Here is an 18359-nt window from a genome sequence, read left to right on the forward strand (position 1 = left end):
ACTATATTTTAACTGGACTGAAGTCCAGCCCTACAATATGGTAAGAGCCTAAGGCTCTTTTTATAGTTCCGAAGGAACAATTTATATTGTAGGGCTGGACTTCAGTCCAGTTCTGAGTTACAATATAAATTGTTCCTGCGGAACTTGTATTTATGATCTACAAAAAACCTCCCAGAATTTAACTTCTGAGAGGCCTCTACTAATAACTAATTAAAATGGGTATTCTACTTCCAACCTCCGCCTAGGTCTCTGTAAACATGAACTGCAGCGTTAAGTTGTTCTTTTTTAGTATCAATCAATTCTAAATTTGCTTCTAATGCATCGCGTTGTGTCATTAAAACCTCAAAATAATCAACTCTTGCAGATTTGAATAAATCATTCGATACATCAATCGACTTGTTTAATGCATCAACTTGTTGTGATTTCAAATCATAGCTTTTTTGCAGATTATCAATTTTAGAAAGCTGATTAGATACTTCTAAATAAGCGTTTAAGATTGTTTTGTCATAATTATATAATGCCTGAAGCTGTCTTGCATTTGCGCTTGAAAACTCAGCCTTAATAGCGTTTCTATTGATCAGTGGCGCAGCAAGATCTCCTGCCAATGAATACAAAAGTGATTCAGGAAGTGTAAACAAATACGATGGTTTGAACGCTTGAACTCCAAAAGCTGCCGTAATGTCAAGTGAAGGATAAAATTCTGCACGAGCCACTTTTACATCTAGTTTTGCAGCAACCAATTCTAATTCTGCTTGTTTCACATCAGGACGATTCATCAACAATTGAGATGGAATTCCAGCACTTACTGAAGCTGGCAACAAAGTCAAAAATTTTGTGTTGCTTCTTTTAATTTCCTGAGGATAACGTCCTAGCAAGAAATTAATTTTGTTTTCCGTTTCTTTAATTTGCTGCAAAATATCAAACTCCATACTTTTTGAAGTCAATACTTCGGCTTCAAACTTCTTAACTCCAAGTTCTGTTGCTCTCGCCGCTTGCTTCTGAATTTTCACAATTTCCAAAGCGTTAGATTGCAGCGTAATGGTTTGCTTCACAATATCCAACTGATTGTCTAGCGCTAATAATTCATAGTAAGAATCAGCTATTTCAGCAATAAGATTGGTAACCACAAAGTTTTTACCTTCAACGGTTGCTAAATATCTGTTTAAAGCTGCTTTTTTAGAATTACGCAGTTTTTTCCAGATATCAACTTCCCAGTTTGCATAAGCCGCAATAGTAAAATCTCCAAGAGGATCTGGCATTTCAACTCCAGGTTTGATTTCTGTAGTGGCATCACCAGCACCTTGGCTGGTATACCTTCCTACTTTTTCTACTCCAGCTCCGGCACGAACACCAACTTGCGGCAATAAAAGTCCTTTACGAACTCTAACATCGTTCTTAGCAATTTCGATTTCCTGCAGCGTCATGTTTAACTCCTGATTGTTTTTCAGGGCCACATCAATCAAATCGACAAGGTTTTGATCCTTAAAGAACGCTCTCCATTTTACAGTTGAGGTATTTGTTGTATCCTGAGTGGCAGCAGCACCAAATGATTCTGGAACCGGCTCACTAGTAGTTGTTGTATCTGGCGCAGGAGCTTTACAGCCTACTACAGCCAAACACAAACCTAATGCAGCGCTATATTTATATACTTTTAATTTATTATACATGATTGTTGTCAATTTCTTCAGTTAATGGGTTTTCTTCTTCATGTTTAACCAGTTTGTGTTTTTCTGCAATTCTTCCGAAGATGTAGTACAATCCTGGAATCAAGAACACCCCACAAATAGTTCCGATAAGCATTCCTCCCGCAGCTGCAGTACCAATAGTTCTATTACCAATTTTACCTGGACCCGTTGCAAAAGCAAGCGGCAACAAACCAGCGATAAACGCAAACGAAGTCATTAAGATAGGACGGAACCTTGCTTTTGCACCTTCCATCGCCGCGTCAAGAACCGATTTTCCGGCAGCATGCCTTTGAATTGCAAACTCAACGATCAATACGGCATTTTTACCTAATAAACCAATAAGCATTACCATGGCAACTTGAGCGTAAATATTGTTTTCTAATCCTGTGAATTTCAATAAAAGGAAAGCTCCAAAAATACCTGCCGGCAAAGAAAGAATTACTGATAATGGCAAAATAAAACTCTCGTATTGAGCCGCTAGAACCAAGTAAACGAATCCTAAACAGATCAAAAATACCCAAATTGCTTGATTACCTTGCGCAACCTCATCGGCAGAAATACCTGCCCAGTCAATATCGTATCCTCTTGGTAGTTTTTTCTCTGCTATTTGCTGAATTACTTTAATCGCCGTACCAGAACTGTAACCCGCCGCTGGAGAACCACTAATTTGCGTTGAGGTATACATGTTATGGCGCGTAATCTCCGAAAGTCCGTACACTTTCTCCAATCTCATGAAAGCAGAATAAGGTACCATTTCATCACGATCATTTTTAACATACAATTTCAAGATATCATCTGGCTGTGCACGATATTCTGGCGAAGCCTGAACAATTACTTTATAGTTGATTCCGAATTTGATAAAACTGATTTCATAGTTACTACCTACAAGCGTTGACAAAGTATTCATTGCGTTCTCGATAGAAACTCCTTTTTGTTGTGCCAAATCATTATCGACTTTCATCATGTATTGAGGGAAACTCGAGCTATAAAAACTGAATACATTCGATAATTCTGGTTGTTTATTCAACTCGGCAACAAATTCATTATTTACCTTCTCCATTCGTTTATAATCTCCAGAACCCGTTTTATCTAACAAACGAAGCTCAAATCCTCCGGCAGCACCATATCCAGGTACAGCAGGTGGTTGGAAAAATTCGATATTTGCTCCCGCAATATCTTTACATTTTTCCTCCATTTCGTGCATAATCTCAACAACAGATTCTTTTCTGTCGCTCCAGTCTTTAAGATTCACCAAACATGTTCCTGAGTTTGCACCAGTACCTTCAGACAGAATTTCATATCCTGCTAATGAAGAAACAGATTTTACTCCATCAATAGTTTCAGCAATTTTTTGAACTCTTTCAGCAATATTGTTTGTTCTTTCTAATGATGAACCAGGAGGCGTCTGAATAACTGCATAAAACATTCCCTGATCCTCATTCGGAATAAATCCAGAAGGAACAGAACTGCTTATCGCCCAAGTTCCAATACAGAATCCAATTAAAGCAACAAATGTTACTACTCGTCTGTTAACGATTTTTCCTAATACATTTTGATATTTACCTTGTGCAAGGTTGAACTTTTCGTTAAATGCATCAATAAATCGATTCGCTGGTGTTTTCTTTTTAGGTTTTCCGTGATCGTTTTTCAACATCATCGCACAAAGTGCCGGTGTCAATGTCAATGCGACAATACCAGAAAGAATAATAGCCGTTGCCATAGTTACAGAGAACTGTCTGTAAAATACTCCAACTGGACCAGACATAAATGCTACCGGAATAAATACCGCTGCCATAAGGAATGTAATTGCTACGATCGCTCCAGCAATTTCATGCATTGCTTGTTTTGTTGCTTTAAATGGCGAAAGATGCTCTTCTTCCATCTTGGCGTGCACCGCCTCAATAACCACAATCGCATCATCGACCACGACCCCAATTGCCAATACTAAAGCAAATAACGTAATCAAGTTCAACGAAATATCGAAAAATGTCATGAATACAAATGTTCCAACCAATGATACAGGTACCGCAATTGCAGGAATAACTGTTGAACGCCAGTCTCCTAAGAAAAGGAATACTACCAAACCTACCAGAATAAACGCCTCAACAAGTGTGTGGATTACTTTTTCAATAGAAGCATCAAGGAATTTAGAAACGTCGTATGAAATTTCATAATCCATTCCTTTAGGGAATTTTTGCTTGATTTTTTCCAGTTTTGCTTTTACCTCTTCAATAACCTGATTCGCGTTACTTCCAAAAGATTGTTTTAATACAATCGCTGCAGATGGCCTTCCATTCAAATTAGAATAGATATCATACATCGAGCTACCAAATTCAACTTTAGCAACATCTTTCAAACGTAAAAGCTCTCCATTTGAATTTGCTTTCACTACAATGTTCTCGTATTGTTCTTTTGTTGTAAAACGTCCAGAATATTTCAATACATATTCAAACGCCTGAGAACGTTTACCAGAACTCTCCCCTGTTTTACCTGGCGAAGCTTCCAAACTCTGACTGGATAATGCTTCCATTATTTCATCAGCAGAAATTTTATAAGCCAACATACGATCTGGCTTCAACCAAATACGCATTGCATATTCACGTGTTCCTAAGATATCCCCAGAACCAATACCATTTACCCTTTTTAATTCAGAAAGTACGTTGATATCAGCATAGTTATACAAGAATTTCATGTCGGTATTTGGGTCTGTACTGTAAAGGTTCACGTACATCAACATACTAGGTACTTCACGCGTAATTTTGATACCCTCACGAATTACCAAAGGAGGAAGTTTATTGGTAACCGAAGCCACACGGTTTTGAACGTTAATCGCCGCTTGGTTAGGATCTGTACCTAAATTAAAAACCACTTTTATAGTAGCCTCACCGTCGTTACCCGCATCAGAAGCCATATATTTCATTCCAGGAACACCATTTAGGGCTCTTTCCAGGGGAATTACAACGGCTTTGATCATCAACTCACCATTGGATCCTGGATAATCTGCAGTAACGTTCACCATTGGTGGTGAAATGGTAGGGAACTGTGTAATTGGCAAACTCAATACCGACAGCACTCCCAAAAAGACAATAACCAACGATATTACTATCGACAGAACAGGTCTTTGAATAAATTTATTAAACATTTTTATATTTTTTAATGATTAAACTAACTGAAAGTTTAAAATTGTTTCAGGTTTCAAGTTTCAAGTTTCACGAAACCAGAAACTTGAAACTTTTAAACAAAATCCTTATTCCGCTTTTACGCGTAAATGTTTTATTACCTCTTGAGGAGCTTGGTATTCATATTTAATTTTGTCGTTTTCTTTTACTTTCTGAACACCTTCAAGTAAAATTCTATCGTTTTCTGAAATACCGCTTTTTATAACATATAAATCAGGTATTTCGCCAGTAATTGTAATTTCTCTAGAGCTAACTTTGTTGTCTTTTCCTACTACAAAAACATATTTTTTATCCTGAATTTCGTAAGTAGCTTTTTGCGGAATTACAATGGCATTTTTAAGAGGCAAAAACATTTGAACTTGTCCTGTTTCTCCATTTCTAAGTAATTTTTCAGAATTTGGGAATCTTGCTCTAAAAGCGATATTTCCGGTTTCATTGTTGAATTCACTTTCAATTACTTCAACATTTCCTTTATACTTAAATGTATCTCCATTTGCTAAAACTAAGTTTACTTTATTTTCTGCACGACCCGCAACATTAGTTTCATATTGAAGATATTCTGGTTCCGTAACATTGAAGTAAGCAAACATTTGGCTATTGTCTGAAAGGCTTGTCAATAATTCACCTTCATCAATAAGACTTCCTAATTTTAATGGAATACGGTCAATTGTCCCGTCAAACGGAGCTCTGATTTCTGTAAATGATAAATGAAGTTTTGCCAATGAAACTTCAGCTTTTGCAGATTGTAGTTTAGCCTGCGCAACACTTAATTCATTTTTAGAAACGATATTTTTATCTGCTAAAAGTTTAGCATTTTGCAATTCAATTTCAGTTGATTTTTGCTCAGCCTGTGCTTTAAGTAATTCTGCCTGATACATATTTGGCATAATTTTAAACAACAATTGGCCTTTTTTTACAAACTGTCCTTCGTCAACATAAATGTTTTGTAAAAAACCTTTTTCCTGAGCACGGATTTCAATATTTCGAACAGATTTGATCTGCGAAACATATTCTTTAGTAAATGAAGTATCAATTTTTACAGGATTTGTTACCGTAAATTTTTCAACTTCTTCTTTTTCTTCTTTTTTAGTTGTACAACTAGTTAGGCACACAAAGGCCATTAAGCCTGTGAACAAAATAATTCTTTTCATGATTTAGTTTGGAAATTAAGCGATTCAATGCTTGGAATACAAGGATTCCTTTGGATAGAAAAAATGCATCAGACACCAATAGTTATAACCAAACTTTCATACAAGATGAGGTAGAAAAAAAATATACATCAACAAGATAGCAGGATTACAGCATAGGTAACCGATGTATATTGGTAAATCAAATTCTTAATACTCTCTGAGTAATATAGATAGGATTTGAATGCGCTAAGAAAGGCGCGTAGATTTTAAATCGATTTGATTCGTTTATTGCAGACTGATCTGAAAAAGTCAAATACCAGCTATCAAGCAAACTGTAGTTAACTGCAATTAATTTCCCTGAAAGTCCATCATTAAGATCATCATTTCCAGATAAATCTTCACCAAGATCAATGTCTGCATCTTCAATAAGTGAAGTGCCTCTTTCCTGATGCGTGAATTTTACACGGTGCTTTTTTTCAAAGAGGTGATGTTGAGAACCATCAAAAGTATTGGCATTGAGATATTGGCCTCCGCCTGACAGAAGCAAATTCATAAACACTAAAAATACTATTATCTTTCTCATTCGGGTGCGAAAGTAATAAAAGATTGCAACAAAAAAAATAAAATAAGAAAGTCTTAACATGTCCGATATAAACGAAAACGTTTTCATTTTCCAACATTGCTCAATTCGCAACCAAATTGCAAAATTTATATCAAAACAACAATGAGACATCATTTTGAACTGACGTTCCTTTTAAAACAATAATTTTTAATATAGTGAAAACATCAAAACCACAAATATTTGACGCTAAACATCTTATTTAAAAATACGGAGGCTTTTTTTACAGCAAAATTTCCATTATTGTAAATTCCTGACCTTCTTTAATGAAAACTTTATGGGTATCGATCATTCCGAATTTTTCATAAAATGCCTTCTTGTTTGTGCGTGCATTACACCAAATTTTTGTACTGTTTTTTTGCTTCGCAAGCCCAAAAATATGCTTCAGCAATTCTGTCGCTATTCCTTTTCCTTGAAATTCTTCCAGCGTTGCTAGTTTTCTAAACTGCATTTCATCATCTTTAAAAAAACAAGAAACAATCGAAACTAGTTTTTCATCTAAAAATACCCCAAAATGCAAACCCCAATTATCTTCCTCTAATTGAACATATTCCATAGGCAAATTAGGCCACATTACTTCATGACGAATTTGCCAAGTTTGAGAAGGTTCTATTTCGGAAATTTTTAATGAATTCATGACTTGATCTTTTTTTTCAAATTTAGAATATTTTGCACATTTGAATTTAAACGACACACAAATACATCATCACACTCATTTACAGAAAGATAACTTAAAATAAATAAGATAAATCATTCGAAATTAAATTTTAATAATTAATTTTATAGAATCGAAAACAAAAAAATCCGCTTATGAAAAAAATCATTCTCGCAGTATTATTATGTATTAGTGCAAATAGTTTTGCGCAATTAATACAAATTGGTCCTCAATTTTCTACTAATATAACTTCGGCTGTTACGGATGATTTTAGCTCTAAAAGCTCAGGAACAGATTATGGATTTGCAGGATTTGTACGCGTAAATCTGGCACTTTTTTACGCTCAGGGCGAATTTGGTTATGCACAATCAAAATTCAGCGTTTCGCAAACTGGAGTTGGAGAAACAGAATATGAATTGGGCGGAACAGATGCAACTTTGCTTGCAGGATTAAAAGTGCTACCGCTTGGAAAATTAGGCAACGTGAGAATTTTTCTTGGATACAATTGGAAAAATTATTCAGACATCAATGCCAACAATAATCTAAATTTTATTGCTTTTGAAAAAAACAACAGCAGTTTTCTAGGTGGCGTTGGAGTTGATTTATGGCGATTTACAGTCGATTACAGATATCTTGCCGGCGTAACCGATCTTGATCCCTCAGGAAGAAGTTTGAAAACCGGAATTTCGAATTTTTCAGTTGGGTTTAAATTTTTATAAAAAATCTTATTTCAAAAACATATAAAAAGGGAATCAATTTGATTCCCTTTTCTATTATTTCACTTTAACAAAATAAGCTTCTTCGTTATTTTCTGTTATTTTTTCAATCCCAGTTTCATTTTTTCGGGCAACATTAATAACATGCAATACATTAGTTTCTTCATTTAAAAGACAACTCCAAATTGTGCCATCAGAAAGAATAATATCCGAAAAAATATCATCAGAAGCATCTTTATTATAATATTTCAAATCTTCCGTTTTGATCAGTTTTTTGATTTGCGTTTTTTGATCCGTTTCATAAAACAAAATCTTATCCTCTTTAATTTCGACTATTTCTTCAGTTTCATTTTGGTTTATTCCGTTGGTTTGAGCCCAAACTGGCTTATCTCCGGTCATTTTCCAAGTTCCAACTATACGACTTAAAGCATCATTTCTCAGAATCGTTTTCAACGCATCTACTTTTTTAGCAGATTCTTTTCCTAGTTCATTTTCAGGTTTAAGTCTTGAAGCTATGGAAAACAAGTCTAATGCTTTTCTAAAATCAGCTTTTTGGTAATACGAAACGGCTAATTCGTATCTGCTTTTTTGAAATGCAGTTTTCGGATCATTTTGAGAAAAACTTTTAAAAGAAAGCAAAAAAACTAAAAGAACAGGGTATTTTTTCATTAATAATGCAGTTATTTATTTTCTGCAAACCTAACTTTTTATAATGACACTTTGTTACGGTTTTCCACATTTGGATTATTTACTGCAAAAAATAAAAAAGCCGTCATTTTCATTTAGACTGCACCCAAAATTTTAGACAAATTTATAATTAAGTTTGATAATGATGAGCTCGATATTTTATCGGGCTCATTTTGTTTAAATTTGATTTAATTCTTTGGTTATTATAATAGATTATATATCTATTGATTTCTTTTTTTAATTGTTCTATTGATTTGAATTTTTGGGTATAAAACATTTCGGATTTTAATATTCCAAAGAAGTTTTCAATAATTGCATTATCCAAGCAGTTTCCTTTTCTTGACATGCTTTGTTTGATTCCTTTTTGTTCTAATAGATGTTGGTAATGTTTCATTTGGTATTGCCAGCCTTGGTCAGAATGAAGTATCAAATTTGTATTGTTTGGTATTTTCCTAAAGGCTTTTTTCAGCATCATAACTACTTGATTGAACACTGGCCTCTCTGTGAGTTCATAGCTGATTATTTCCCCGTTAAACAAGTCGATTATCGGTGACAAATACAACTTGTTTCCAGCTACATTGAACTCTGTTATATCAGTTGCCCATTTTTGATTTGGGGCTTGTGCTTTAAAATTTCTCTCTAGTATATTTGGGGCTATTTTGCCATTTTCACCTCTATAAGATTTATACTTTTTTACTCTAATAATACTCTTCAGCCCCAATAGATTCATTAACCTGAGAACTGTTTTATGATTGATAATCAATCCCCTGTTTTGCAGTTCATCGGTTATCCTTCTATAGCCATAACGCCCTTTATGCTTTTGATAAATGACTTTAATCAGCTCTTTGGCTTCTTTGTATTTATCAGGTGACTTGCTTTGTTTTTGATGATAATAAAAACTGCTGCGTGCCATATTTGCTAGGTTGAGAAGTAATTCCAAACCAAATTTATGCCTTAATTCGTTTATGGCTTTGGATTTTTCCTGGCTTGAATTAAGGCTTGAAGCTTTTTTAGCAATTCATTCTCACAACGAAGTCTTTCGTTCTCTTTTAGCAGTTCTTGCTCTCTTGTCAAGGGCCTGTCTGATTTGCGGTTTTTGCCTTTATTATCACTCATCGATATGGGTCTGCCTCTTTGTTTTGGTTTTAATCCTGTCAGTCCAAAGTTAGCAAAATCTTTTTTCCATTTTAAAATCATGGAAACATTGGGAATATTGAATCTTATGCCAGCCTGCATCAGGGAAAGAGATTCCTTTTCTATGCGTTTGAGTACTTTCAGCTTAAATTCGGCTGAATAGCTTTGGTTGATTCGTGGCAATAAACCAATTTCACCATATGTCTTATAAAAACTGACCCACTTACGAATATTCCATCTTGCAGTCTGCTTCAATTTTGAAACATATCCAGCTGAATATTTTTTCTTTAAAACCAATTCTACACATTCTAATCTAAATGCATAGTCATACTTTGCTTTTCTTTCCATAAAAAATGCCCCGAATAGTGTCTAACTTTTTGGGGCATGTTCATTTAAAAAGACGGCTTTTTACTTCATATTTATTACCAATTACTGAGCTGACCAAGTATTATTCTTAGGAGTTGCATCCATAAAAATACCACCATCTATTGTAATTTGTTTAATTTGCTTCTTATTTTTCAGAGTAATTGTTGCCAATTTTTGGTTCGTTTCCCAAATTGCAGGCGTTTGATGAATTACTTCAGTTGAATTATCTTCATACACAACTTTTAAATCAAAAGGAACCGCAAATCCTCCAGTATTTTCAATTGCAATTTTATTCTTTTCTACATTTTTAATCGAAAGGTCAATGTAGTTATTAGTGAAAAACCAATTGTTGAAGAACCAATTCAGATTTTTTCCAGTTGCTGTGTTGAACGAATTGAAATAATCCCATGGAATTGGGTGTTTACCATTCCAATTGTCCATATAAGCATGCAAAGCTTTTTTGAATAAATCGTCGCCTAACATATCTTTTAAAGCCAAATACGAAAGAGAAGGTTTTCCATATGAATTATTTCCATAACCCGGTCCTGAAAGTTGAGATGACATTGAAATAATAGGTTGATCCTCTTCTGTAGATAAATCAGTGATATATTGCTGTACTCTAAAGCTTTTGTAAAACTTATCAGCTGCTTCTTTGCCATGTTCTGAAATTCCAATTAAATATTCAAAAGTAGTTGCCCAACCTTCATCCATAAAAGCATAACGTGTTTCATTGATTCCCATGTAAAACGGAAAATAAGTATGCGCCACTTCGTGATCCTGAACCAACTGTGCAAAAACTGGATCTCCCATTTGCGAATCGTTGCACATCATTGGATATTCCATGTCAGCAAAACCTTGAAAAGCCGTCATTTTTGAAAACGGATACGGAACTCCAGGCCAATTATTTGAAAAGAAATCTAATGCATATTGATTATTTTTAATCGAATTCACAAAATCTGTTCCCTTTACATCGTACGCCGCTTGAACACTTGCACGTCGATTTGTTTTTTTGTCCACAACAACACTGCTTGCATCCCACAAATAATGGTCACTTAATCCAAAACAAACATCTGAAATATGTTTTACTTCAAATTTCCAAACGTTCCAATCGTTTTGTTTTGTTACCAAGCCGTTTTTCATTTCTTGCTCACTTGCAATATGCATCACCTCATCGGTTACGTAAGATTTTTTTAAACGTGCCGAAAATTCAGGTTGCAAAACCTCATCTGGATTCAGCAAATCTCCAGTTGCGTAAACCACATAATTTTTCGGCGCTTTTACAGAATAGGTATAATCATTAAAATCATTGTAAAATTCTTGGCGATCGGTGTGAGGAAGCATATCCCAATTGTTATAATCATCAAAAACAGAAACTCTTGGATAACTGTAGGCTGCAAAAAAAGTAGTTTCGTCAATTTGACCTTCTCTCCCGCTTTCTTTAGATAATGGATAATTCCAATCAATATTAATGGTAATTTTAGAATGTGGCACAAGTGCTTTTTTCATTTTAACACTCCCAACAGTTCCCCAGCTTCTTGCATCTTCTTTATAAGCTTCTCCTTCAATTTTCAGAGACGTAATCGTAAGTCCGTTACTTAAAAAATCTTCACTTACACTTCCTCCGCGTGGAGAAGTAGGCTTATGAAGATTATTGACAAATCTAATTTTAAGATTTCTTAGAGTATCATTACTATTATTTTCATAAACAATAGTTTCAGTACCACTAACGATTTTTGTTTTGGCATCTACCGTAATTTCCATGTTGTAATTACCGTGATTCTGCCAATAATTTTTTCCTGGCTTTCCGTCCATAGAGCGGGTTCCTTTTGCATAAGCTTCTTTTATGTTTCTAGGCATATAAAGTTCTTGCGCAAAGGCATTTTGTGCAAAAAATGCCAAAGCAATTAACAAAAACTGCATTGATTTTGTTCTCATAACTGTTTTAAGATTTTGATGATTTTATTTCGCTATAATATTAGTGGATATTTTTAACTTATTGTTACAATTGAGTTAAAAATTTAAAATCAAGTTAGAAAGTACAAAGCACTAAGTACAAAGTGCAAAGTTTAACACTGAGAAATTAAAGAGTGACATTATAAATCTTAGGAACTTAGAATCTTAGCATCTTAGTATCTTTCAAAAAAAACCGTCTCTTTCAAAAAGAAAAAGACGGATCTCCTACAATTAATATATAACCTTAATAACTACAAAATATAATCGGTATTAATGAAATTTGATTCTTTGCTGTTTAGCAATTCCTGCAAAATTTCATTGTTGTAACCGATATCTTTTGAGGCTACGAACGTACGAATTGAAAAAGAACGCAAAGCATCTGGAATACTTAATGTTCCTACAGCAGAGTCTTTACGTCCAGTAAATGGGAACGCATCTGGTCCTCTTTGGCAAGAACTGTTTAAGTTTACTCTACAAACTAAATTTACCAAAGCATCAATAAGCGGTGCCAAAGTTTTAATATCTTTTCCAAACAAACTCACTTGCTGGCCATAATTTGATTCGGCCATATCTTCAAGAGGTTCATTGATATCTTTGAAAGAAATAATTGGAACCACTGGACCAAATTGTTCTTCGTGATACACTCTCATTTCTTTATTTACTGGATATAAAACGGCTGGGAAAATAAAGTTTTCTGTATGTTTTCCTCCCTTTTCATTTATGATATGTGCACCTTTGTGTTTTGCATCATCAATTAATCCCTGAATATAAGCTGGTTTGTCAGTCTCTGGAAGTGGTGTTAATGAAGCCCCTTTTTCCCAAGGATTTCCAAATCCTAAACTATCAACTTTTTCAGCGAAACGTTTGTTGAATTCTTCTCTGATTGATTCATGAACATATAGAACTTTTAAAGCTGTACAACGCTGACCGTTAAAAGATAAAGTTCCTGCAATACATTCCTGAATAGCCAAATCTAAATCGGCATCCGGCAGAATAATCGCTGGATTTTTAGCTTCTAAACCTAAAATCAAACGAAGTCTGTTTTTGTTTGGATGCTGATCCTGCAAAGCAATCGCCGATTTGCTGTTTCCAATTAATGCCAAAACATCAATTTTTCCAGATTTCATAATTGGCGAAGCAACTTCTCTTCCGCGTCCGTAAACGATATTGATAACACCTTTTGGGAAACTGCTTCTGAAAGCTTCCAACAATGGCGAAATACATAAAACGCCATGTTTTGCAGGTTTAAAGATTACGGCATTCCCCATAATCAAGGCCGGAATCAATAAAGAGAAAGTTTCGTTTAACGGATAGTTGTATGGACCAAGACATAAAACAACTCCTAGTGGTCCACGGCGGATCATAGCGTTTACGCCCTGCACTTTCTCAAAATGTGCGCTGCGTCCGTTTAATTCTTTATAACTGGCAATTGTATCATAGATATATTCAACCGTTCTGTCAAATTCTTTTTGCGAATCGCCAAGGTTTTTTCCAATTTCCCACATCAAAAGTTTAACCACTTCCTCACGAGTTTCTTTCATTTGCTTAACGAAATTCTCCATGCATTTGATACGGTCAGCCACTTTCATTGTTGGCCATAAACCTTGTCCTTTATCATAAGCCGCATTTGCAGCTTCAACAACTTCGGCAGCTTCTTTTTCTGCCATAAACGGAATCGATCCTAATAAGGTTGGCGCATATTTTTCTGTAGAGGAAATAGTTGAAAACACAGGTGTAGTTTGTCCTGTCCATTTTTTCAGTTCTCCATTTACAAGATAAGTATCTTGGTTTATCAGCTCTTTAATCTGATATTCTTCGGGTATTAAACTCATAATCTGGTAATTTATAGTTTGGTTATTAATAGCATTTTAAACAAAAAAAGAGGCTTTTATGCGCCTCTTCTTCTATTTTATGGTTGTACGGTATCTCCTTCCCAGTCCAGTATACCACCTAGCAGATTGTAGGCATTCTCAATCCCTAGCTCATTCATTATCTGACATGCTTTGGCGCTTCTGGCACCAGAACGGCAATACACATAATAATTTTTGTTTTTATCTAATTCTTCAATTTCATAAATAAAAGCCTGACCTTTATTGATGTCAATGTTTAAAGCATTCTCAATATAGCCATCATTAAATTCGTCTTCAGTTCTTACATCAAGTATAACTGCATTTTCGTCAGCATTTAACTGAGCAACCCAATCTTCTTGTGATAAATTCATAGTATTATGTGTTTTTGTAAAATTACGACGTTTCTATTTATAAAAAACGTACCAAATGCGATTTCGATTATTATTCTCAGAAAACGTTTTAGAGAAAGGATTATAATCAGTGAATTACAAATTTAGTTACTATTTTTAAAAATTCACTCTACAAAATCGATAGAAAATTAGGATTTATTCATTTGCATAAAATACAACTCAAATACTTATTCCTGATAATTTATACCATAGGAATCTATTATCTTTGTAATAAATTATAATTTTTAATTCGATTTTGATAAAATGTTTTGCCACGAATTACACAAATTAAAGTGTAGAAATTAATGTCTTGGCAAAAAAAATCAACATACCGAAAAAGATAAAGTATTTCAAAAAAAAAAATCGCCATCAAATGCAACGCAGACACCGAATAAATTAGTGAAAATTTGTGCAATTTGTGGCAAAAAAAATAATCCATGCAAAACTCCTTAAAAAATATTTTTCCTAATTTTTCAAACGAACTCATTGCTACGATTGAAGAAAACGGAAGCCAGCAAAATTTTGGGGCGGGAACGATTTTAATGCGTACGGGACAATACATCAAAAACACGGTTTTGATCCTAAAAGGAAAAATCAAAATTTATCGCGAAGGCGAAGATGGTGGCGAGTTTTTAATGTATTATTTACAACCCGGACAAGCCTGCGCCATTTCGATGATTTGCACTGCCAAAAGTGAAAAAAGCCAAATCATGGCCAAAGTTGTCGAAGATGTTACCGTGATGATGATTCCGTTGCAATTGATGGACAAATGGATGATGGAACACCGTTCTTGGTACGAATTTGTTATTGAAACCTACAGAAGCCGTTTTGAAGAAGTCCTGGAAGTGGTTGATAATATTGCTTTCCGATCTATGGATGAACGTTTGGAATTTTATTTAAAAAGACATTCTGATGCTTGTGGCTGTTCTGAAGTCAAACTTTCGCATCAAGAAATCGCAACCGAATTAAATACTTCTAGAGAAGTTGTTTCAAGATTACTCAAAAAAATGGAACAACGTGGTTTGGTAAAACTCAACCGGAACCAGATTGAGTTATTGAAGTGATATTGGCCACAGATTATACTGATTAAACAGATTTTCACAGATTTTTTTGTCACATTGAGCGAAGTCGAAATACTTTGTGGGCTTCGACTTCGCTCAGCCTGACACACTTTTAGTAATTAATCTGTGGCAACCTGTTCCATCTGTAAAATCCGTGGACAATAAAAATCAGCACACAGAAAAAAAATCATTCTAATCAATATAATCTGTGGCAAAACAAAAAAATCCTTCTGTGATAAATGTTACTGTAGAATTCTAATTTACTGAGCAACTTTGCATCAAAATAAATGCAATGGAATATTTAGGCTATTTTGCTTCAATCATAATCGGGATTTCGCTGGGACTAATTGGCGGTGGCGGTTCTATTTTGACCATTCCTATTTTAGTGTATTTATTTAAAGTAAATCCGGAGCAAGCTACATCTTATTCCTTATTTATTGTTGGATTAACCGCGCTTTCCGGAAGCTACAGCCATTACAAAATGGGAAATTTGAAATTAAAATCGGCGTTGTATTTTGCGATTCCTTCTGTGATTTCGATTTTGATTATACGTGAAGTTATCTTTCCGAAAATTGCTTCAACTTTATTTTCAATTGCTTCGTATTCTGTTTCAAAAGATTTTCTGATCATGATTGTTTTTTCAATCCTAATGATCACGGCGGCAATTTCAATGATTCGAAAACCTCAACCCGAATTACAAAGTTCCGAAACTAATTACATTCAATTAAGCATAATTGGTTTCATTGTCGGAATCATAACAGGTTTTCTTGGCGCTGGTGGGGGATTTTTGATTATTCCAGCTTTATTGTTTTTTGCCAAATTGCCAATGAAACAAGCCGTTGGAACTTCTCTTCTAATTATAACAATTAATTCTTCAATAGGCTTTGCGGGAGATTTATACATTGGAACACCAATAAATTACCCATTTTTATTTGGAGTTTCTACAATGGCACTTCTCGGAATGTTGATTGGAAGCCAACTTTCTAAAAAAATCGACGGAGCAAAACTAAAACCGCTCTTTGGATGGTTTGTGCTCGTAATGGGATTTTATATTATTACGAAAGAGGTTTTGTTCTAAAATTTACAACATCACACATATTCGGCAAATTTGTGTAGATTTTTAAATATTTTCAATTTAGTTTACTTGTAAAGCAATCTTTGTCAAAGTTTAATGCTTTGACAAAGATCAAACTAAAAAGATTGTTTAAAATATTTAAATATCATATTTCCATTTTTTATTTTCCTTATCAAATTCTGCACGAACATAACGGATGTACTTTACAGGAACTTTAGTAGTCACATGCTTTTTTTGTTCCCAATCTTTGACCTGACTATATAAATTTATAGCCTCTATTTCAAATTCGTTTAATGGTCGCTTGCTTTTCACACTGAAGCTCTTCAATAATCCAAAAACCGGATCATTTACAAAATCCGGTTCCGAATAATCCATATCCAATCCTGTAAAAATCGAAATCAATTTCCCTTTTTCATCTATATACAATGCCAGTACTGCATATGTTTTTTGATAATCTTTAACCTTTCCATTTCTAAAAACCGAATCTATATCGGTTATTGGCTTCGTATAGTTGAATTCACTTCTGATATCGGGATTATCATTATATATGTAATCTTGCAAATTAAAACGATTTCCGTTGTCTAAGACTTTTTGCACATATGAATCAATCTCTCTTCCTCCTATAAATTCAGAGTTAGAACACATACTACTAAAACCTAACTTCCCATTATTTTCTTGAGCAAAAACCAACCATTCCTGGTATTGATATTCTTCTGTATAACAAGAACTCCATCTTGCATTTTCTTTATTATAATAAGATGTAAAAGACAATTCTTTCGGAATTTTACCTTTTTTATAACTTTCGAGTACTTTAAATTTGATTGTATAAGTTGCAGAATCCTCGCTAAAGATTTTAGAAGTAATTATTCCTTTAAATACATATTTTGAAGAATAAAATTCCAAAATTGTTTTTGGAGTATCACAATCACAAGCAGAAACTTTAATACAGCCAAATAAGAAAAAGAAGAAAGAAAGTATTTTGGTTTTCATGAATTTATAATTATCATAAATAATCTAATTTATTTTTTGGGCGTTTTCGCCGCGGCGAACGGGCTATCCGCTAAATTCCCGATTAACAAAAACTACGGCTAAAAAGCCTTGTCTTTCTAAATAGATAGATGTCGCTTCTATCCCTAACGCAATATCGGGGTCAATGACATTTTTCAATTTCCATATTCTATTTTTTAATTAATCGAATTTTGGTACACTGCATAATTAATTTTCTTCCTTTATTCGTTTCTTCGAATTTTTCTTCTCGTTCTATCTCAAGTTGTAAATCCTCCATCTTCAGCAATTTCAAAATATCTTTTGCCATATTCCTCACCAAATCCCATTCATGACTTGTTTCAAGCAAAAAATCATCCCAAAAATCTGGAGATTTGTCTCCACTTCTGTTGTCAAAAAACAAATCCAATTCCTCAAGTTTTTCAAGCTGTAGATTAGTTAATAAATTAAAATTTCGATATTGATCTACCATTAATGTAAAATACAAATCAAAATCTTCTGCCATTTCACAACAAACTGCACCGTATCCAATAATTTCAAATTGTCTTTCTGAATTACTTGAAAGAGTTATCAAAGTTTTGATTAACTCTCCGAATTTCCAATAGACAAGATTTCTCTCATTTTTCAAGTCAAATTTTCCATAATCTAATAAAGGATGAAATTCCATAATTTACATTTTTGAATTGCCTCCAGCTTTAGCTGGAGGTAAACAAATGTATACAAAAAAGGCTTTAGCCAAAACCGCAAAGTTTGGCTAAAGCCCGATTCAAATCCAAACAAAAACCTCCAGTTAAAACTGGAGGCAATTGATATAATTAATTCGTAAAAATTCGTTACTACAATGATATCCAAAAT

General features: G+C 34.1%; 16 protein-coding genes. 3 read left to right on the forward strand and 13 right to left on the reverse strand.

Translation table 11 applies throughout. The features are described from left to right. Positions 1-224: 224 nt before the first annotated feature. The 5 genes from SCB73_RS00830 to SCB73_RS00850 form a co-directional block, all read right to left on the reverse strand. On the reverse strand, positions 225-1667 hold the full coding sequence (locus SCB73_RS00830) for a TolC family protein (protein WP_320568306.1): 1443 nt from the start codon (positions 1665-1667) through the stop codon (positions 225-227). Beyond that, on the reverse strand, positions 1660-4827 hold the full coding sequence (locus SCB73_RS00835) for an efflux RND transporter permease subunit (RefSeq protein ID WP_320568307.1): 3168 nt from the start codon (positions 4825-4827) through the stop codon (positions 1660-1662). Before SCB73_RS00835 ends, SCB73_RS00830 begins: the two co-directional genes overlap by 8 nt. 105 nt (positions 4828-4932) lie before the next feature. Continuing rightward, positions 4933-6015, reverse strand: coding sequence for an efflux RND transporter periplasmic adaptor subunit (locus tag SCB73_RS00840; RefSeq protein WP_320568308.1), 1083 nt, complete (start codon positions 6013-6015; stop codon positions 4933-4935). Between the two features lie 178 nt (positions 6016-6193). Continuing rightward, positions 6194-6577: a hypothetical protein gene (locus SCB73_RS00845; RefSeq protein ID WP_320568309.1), complete on the reverse strand. Its 384-nt coding sequence runs from the start codon at positions 6575-6577 to the stop codon at positions 6194-6196. Between the two features lie 259 nt (positions 6578-6836). Then, complete coding sequence (locus SCB73_RS00850; protein WP_320568310.1) at positions 6837-7250, reverse strand: GNAT family N-acetyltransferase; 414 nt, start codon at positions 7248-7250, stop codon at positions 6837-6839. A 173-nt stretch (positions 7251-7423) separates the two neighbouring features. Here SCB73_RS00850 and SCB73_RS00855 point away from each other — a divergent pair, with 173 nt between their 5' ends. Then, positions 7424-7987 carry a hypothetical protein gene (locus SCB73_RS00855; RefSeq protein ID WP_320568311.1) on the forward strand — a complete coding sequence of 188 codons (564 nt, stop codon included), beginning with the start codon at positions 7424-7426 and terminating at the stop codon, positions 7985-7987. Between the two features lie 54 nt (positions 7988-8041). On the opposite strand, the gene SCB73_RS00860 is transcribed toward SCB73_RS00855, so the two are convergent. From SCB73_RS00860 to SCB73_RS00885, 6 genes are all read right to left on the reverse strand, one after another. Further along, a complete protein-coding gene (locus SCB73_RS00860; protein ID WP_320568312.1) occupies positions 8042-8653 on the reverse strand; it encodes a tetratricopeptide repeat protein in 612 nt (203 codons plus the stop codon). Positions 8654-8801: 148 nt separating this feature from the next. Next, positions 8802-9689, reverse strand: a complete 888-nt coding sequence (locus SCB73_RS00865) for an IS3 family transposase (RefSeq protein ID WP_320570063.1) — start codon at positions 9687-9689, stop codon at positions 8802-8804. Further along, positions 9635-10153: a helix-turn-helix domain-containing protein gene (locus tag SCB73_RS00870; protein WP_320567984.1), complete on the reverse strand. Its 519-nt coding sequence runs from the start codon at positions 10151-10153 to the stop codon at positions 9635-9637. The genes SCB73_RS00865 and SCB73_RS00870 overlap by 55 nt, the downstream gene beginning before the upstream one ends. An 81-nt stretch (positions 10154-10234) precedes the next feature. Further along, positions 10235-12106, reverse strand: coding sequence for a M1 family metallopeptidase (locus SCB73_RS00875; RefSeq protein WP_320568313.1), 1872 nt, complete (start codon positions 12104-12106; stop codon positions 10235-10237). Positions 12107-12375: 269 nt separating this feature from the next. Next, positions 12376-13956 carry an NADP-dependent glyceraldehyde-3-phosphate dehydrogenase gene (locus SCB73_RS00880; RefSeq protein WP_320568314.1) on the reverse strand — a complete coding sequence of 527 codons (1581 nt, stop codon included), beginning with the start codon at positions 13954-13956 and terminating at the stop codon, positions 12376-12378. A 77-nt stretch (positions 13957-14033) separates the two neighbouring features. Then, on the reverse strand, positions 14034-14345 hold the full coding sequence (locus SCB73_RS00885; protein WP_026728137.1) for a rhodanese-like domain-containing protein: 312 nt from the start codon (positions 14343-14345) through the stop codon (positions 14034-14036). Positions 14346-14800: 455 nt separating this feature from the next. Between SCB73_RS00885 and SCB73_RS00890 the strand changes: the two genes are divergently transcribed. Together SCB73_RS00890 and SCB73_RS00895 are read left to right on the forward strand one after the other, a co-directional pair. After that, a complete protein-coding gene (locus SCB73_RS00890) occupies positions 14801-15427 on the forward strand; it encodes a Crp/Fnr family transcriptional regulator (RefSeq protein WP_320568315.1) in 627 nt (208 codons plus the stop codon). A 289-nt stretch (positions 15428-15716) separates the two neighbouring features. Further along, complete coding sequence (locus SCB73_RS00895; protein ID WP_320568316.1) at positions 15717-16502, forward strand: sulfite exporter TauE/SafE family protein; 786 nt, start codon at positions 15717-15719, stop codon at positions 16500-16502. A 135-nt stretch (positions 16503-16637) separates the two neighbouring features. Here SCB73_RS00895 and SCB73_RS00900 read toward each other — a convergent pair whose 3' ends face one another. Further along, on the reverse strand, positions 16638-17489 hold the full coding sequence (locus SCB73_RS00900; RefSeq protein WP_320568317.1) for a hypothetical protein: 852 nt from the start codon (positions 17487-17489) through the stop codon (positions 16638-16640). A gap of 187 nt (positions 17490-17676) precedes the next feature. Beyond that, the gene (locus SCB73_RS00905) at positions 17677-18171 is read right to left on the reverse strand and encodes a hypothetical protein (RefSeq protein WP_320568318.1); all 495 of its coding nucleotides are present in this window, start codon (positions 18169-18171) and stop codon (positions 17677-17679) included. Positions 18172-18359: the final 188 nt, after the last annotated feature.

The organism is Flavobacterium sp. KACC 22761, assembly GCF_034058155.1.
Classification (GTDB): domain Bacteria; phylum Bacteroidota; class Bacteroidia; order Flavobacteriales; family Flavobacteriaceae; genus Flavobacterium.

Bases quoted from the DNA above. Each gene is read 5' to 3' on its own strand.
- SCB73_RS00830 (WP_320568306.1), bottom strand. From the start codon at position 1,667: ATGTATAATAAATTAAAAGTATATAAATATAGCGCTGCATTAGGTTTG.
- SCB73_RS00835 (WP_320568307.1), bottom strand. From the start codon at position 4,827: ATGTTTAATAAATTTATTCAAAGACCTGTTCTGTCGATAGTAATATCG.
- SCB73_RS00840 (WP_320568308.1), bottom strand. From the start codon at position 6,015: ATGAAAAGAATTATTTTGTTCACAGGCTTAATGGCCTTTGTGTGCCTA.
- SCB73_RS00845 (WP_320568309.1), bottom strand. From the start codon at position 6,577: ATGAGAAAGATAATAGTATTTTTAGTGTTTATGAATTTGCTTCTGTCA.
- SCB73_RS00850 (WP_320568310.1), bottom strand. From the start codon at position 7,250: ATGAATTCATTAAAAATTTCCGAAATAGAACCTTCTCAAACTTGGCAA.
- SCB73_RS00855 (WP_320568311.1), top strand. From the start codon at position 7,424: ATGAAAAAAATCATTCTCGCAGTATTATTATGTATTAGTGCAAATAGT.
- SCB73_RS00860 (WP_320568312.1), bottom strand. From the start codon at position 8,653: ATGAAAAAATACCCTGTTCTTTTAGTTTTTTTGCTTTCTTTTAAAAGT.
- SCB73_RS00870 (WP_320567984.1), bottom strand. From the start codon at position 10,153: ATGGAAAGAAAAGCAAAGTATGACTATGCATTTAGATTAGAATGTGTA.
- SCB73_RS00875 (WP_320568313.1), bottom strand. From the start codon at position 12,106: ATGAGAACAAAATCAATGCAGTTTTTGTTAATTGCTTTGGCATTTTTT.
- SCB73_RS00880 (WP_320568314.1), bottom strand. From the start codon at position 13,956: ATGAGTTTAATACCCGAAGAATATCAGATTAAAGAGCTGATAAACCAA.
- SCB73_RS00885 (WP_026728137.1), bottom strand. From the start codon at position 14,345: ATGAATTTATCACAAGAAGATTGGGTTGCTCAGTTAAATGCTGACGAA.
- SCB73_RS00890 (WP_320568315.1), top strand. From the start codon at position 14,801: ATGCAAAACTCCTTAAAAAATATTTTTCCTAATTTTTCAAACGAACTC.
- SCB73_RS00895 (WP_320568316.1), top strand. From the start codon at position 15,717: ATGGAATATTTAGGCTATTTTGCTTCAATCATAATCGGGATTTCGCTG.
- SCB73_RS00900 (WP_320568317.1), bottom strand. From the start codon at position 17,489: ATGAAAACCAAAATACTTTCTTTCTTCTTTTTCTTATTTGGCTGTATT.
- SCB73_RS00905 (WP_320568318.1), bottom strand. From the start codon at position 18,171: ATGGAATTTCATCCTTTATTAGATTATGGAAAATTTGACTTGAAAAAT.